The 2,630-nt window shown below is 64.1% G+C and carries 1 pseudogene; it reads right to left on the bottom strand.

Annotation, left to right across the window (positions count from 1 at the left end):
• Positions 1-2,630: pseudogene (locus IBX54_RS14260) on the bottom strand (hypothetical protein); the annotation flags it as partial.

Genomic DNA, 2,630 nt, shown 5'->3' with positions numbered 1-2,630 from the left:
CTGTTCAAGGTCCGTGTGCGGTATCGGGCCGGATACGGGGGGCTCGCAGTGACGATGTCTTTGTTCGATGTCCGTGTGCGGGATCGTGCCGGATTCGGCAGGCTCGCAATGACGTGCTCGGTGTGTGACGGCACCAGCCGTCGCGGTTTCAGCGGGTGCTTCATCGCATGCAGCAAATAGCGGCCGGTCTGTGAATCGGCTGCGTCCTGAATGTCCGCCACCGCGCCTTCGGCTACCAGCCGCCCGCCGCGTTTGCCGGCGCTGGGGCCAATGTCGATGATGTGGTCGGCGTGGCGAATGGTGTCCACGTCGTGCTCCACCACCACCAGCGTGTTGCCCTGGTCGCTCAGGGTCTGCAAGGCGCCCAGCAGTATCTGGTTGTCTCGCGCGTGCAGGCCAATGGTGGGCTCGTCGAGCACGTAACACACACCCTGCAAATTGCTGCCCAGTTGCGCCGCGAGGCGGATGCGCTGGGCCTCGCCGCCGCTCAGGGTGGGCGCACCCCGGTCCAGCGTCAGGTAGCCCAGGCCCACCTGCTCCAGAAATTTCAGCCGTCCCTTGATCTCGGGAATCAGGTCGCGGGCGATGTCATGCTCGCGCCCGCTCATGCGACCCAGCGTCTGCATGGTTTCCACCCAGCCGCGCAGGTCGGTCACGCTCAGGCGCGCCAGCTCGGTGATGGCCACACCGTCATGGGATCGTTGCGCACTATTTGTCATTGCGAGCGCAGCGCGGCAATCCATGGCTTCGGGACTGCATGGATCGCCACGGCCTGCGGCCTCGCGATGACGGGGTTGATCCATGGTCTGTTTGCGGTAGCGGGGCTGAGTCGGCGGACTCGCCAAGACGTCACCCGCGCCAAACCGCACCGCCCTTGCCGTCGCGTTGAGCCGGGCCCCCTGACAAGTGGGGCACACGGCATCGACCAGGTCCTCCACCTCGGGCTCGGCAAAGGTCTGCTCGCGACCCTTGTTATCGTCATCGCGCACCGAGTCGTCAAACACCTTGCGCTGCTCGCGCGTGAGCTTGACACCGGTGCCCACGCAGTCCGGGCACCAGCCGTGTTTGCTGTTGTAGCTGAACAGCCGCGGGTCGAGTTCGGCGTAACTGGTGCTGCACAGCGGGCAGGCGCGCAGGGTGGAAAACACACTCAACTTGCCGATGCCCGCCGTGGGCGTGCCGGCCTGCATGGCTTTGCTCAAGCCCGCCAGATCGCTCAGCACATGCACCACGCCCTTGCCGTGCTGCAAGGCCCGGGCCAGGGCCTCGCGCAATTCTGATTCGTTTTCCGGCAACACATCGAGGCTGTACACCGGAAGCTCAATGGTGTGCTCCTTGAAGCGGTCCAGGCGCGGGAAGTTGGTGGTGGGCAAAAAGTTGCCATCGACCCGCAAATGGGTGAAGCCGCGCGGGCGCGCCCAATCGGCCAGTTCGGTATAGACGCCCTTGCGGTTCATCACCAGCGGCGCCAGCAGGCCGATGTGCTGGCCGCGAAAATCCTTCATCAATTGCGCCGCAATCTTCTCAGGCGTTTGCGGTGCCACCGGCGTGCCGTCATGGATGCAATGCTGGGTGCCGAGCTTGACGAACAACAGCCGCAAAAAGTGCCAGACCTCGGTGATGGTGCCCACCGTCGATTTGCGCCCGCCGCGGCTCAGGCGCTGCTCGATCGCCACCGTCGGCGGGATGCCGTACACCGCATCAACCTCGGGTCGGCCGGCAGGCTGCACGATGGAGCGCGCATAAGCGTTGAGCGACTCCAGATAACGGCGCTGGCCTTCGTTGAACAAGATGTCGAACGCCAGCGTCGATTTGCCCGAGCCCGAAACCCCGGTGACCACAGTGAACTTGCCGCGCGGAATGTTGACGCTCAAGGACTTGAGGTTGTGCTCGCGGGCGTTGATGATCTGGATGCTGTCTGCATTCTTATGGCCAGCCGCTGGTGCGTCATTGCGATTGCCGTGCTGGCCGTCATTGCGAGCGAAGCGCGGCAATCCATGACTTCCTGGGCGCATGGATTGCCGCGTCGCTGGCGCTCCTCGCAATGACGGCACTGAATCAATTGCGAACTGATCACCATTGTTTTCAAAATCGCGCACCTCATGCACCACGCCCATTTGCGCGGCGTAATCGCGCAACGCCAGCGCGGTGTGCGAACTGGCGTGCAGCATCACCTCTTCGGGCGTGCCAAAGGCCACAACCTCACCCCCGGCGTCGCCGCCTTCGGGGCCCAGGTCAATCAGCCAGTCCGAGGCGCGGATCACGTCCAGGTTGTGCTCGATCACCAGCAGTGAATGGCCCGCGTCCTGCAACTTGCGCAGCGCCCGCATGAGTTTGGCAATGTCATCAAAGTGCAGCCCGGTGGTGGGCTCGTCGAACATGAACAACACGCCGCGCTTAGCCGTGGGCTGGCGGCTGGCACTGGCACTTTTGGCGGCTTCAGCCAAAAACCCGGCGAGCTTGAGGCGCTGCGCTTCGCCACCGCTGAGCGTGGGCACCGGCTGGCCCAGTTTGACGTAGTCCAGCCCGACGTCAATGATGGGCTGCAGCGCCCGCAACACGTCACGGTCGGCCTTGAAAAGCGCAGCGGCTTCGCTGACGGTGAGGTTGAGGACATCGGCGACGTTGAG

This window comes from Rhodoferax sp., from assembly GCF_014859475.1.
Taxonomy (GTDB): Bacteria; Pseudomonadota; Gammaproteobacteria; order Burkholderiales; family Burkholderiaceae_C; genus Rhodoferax.
This window is presented reverse-complemented; position numbering and strand designations above follow the sequence as displayed.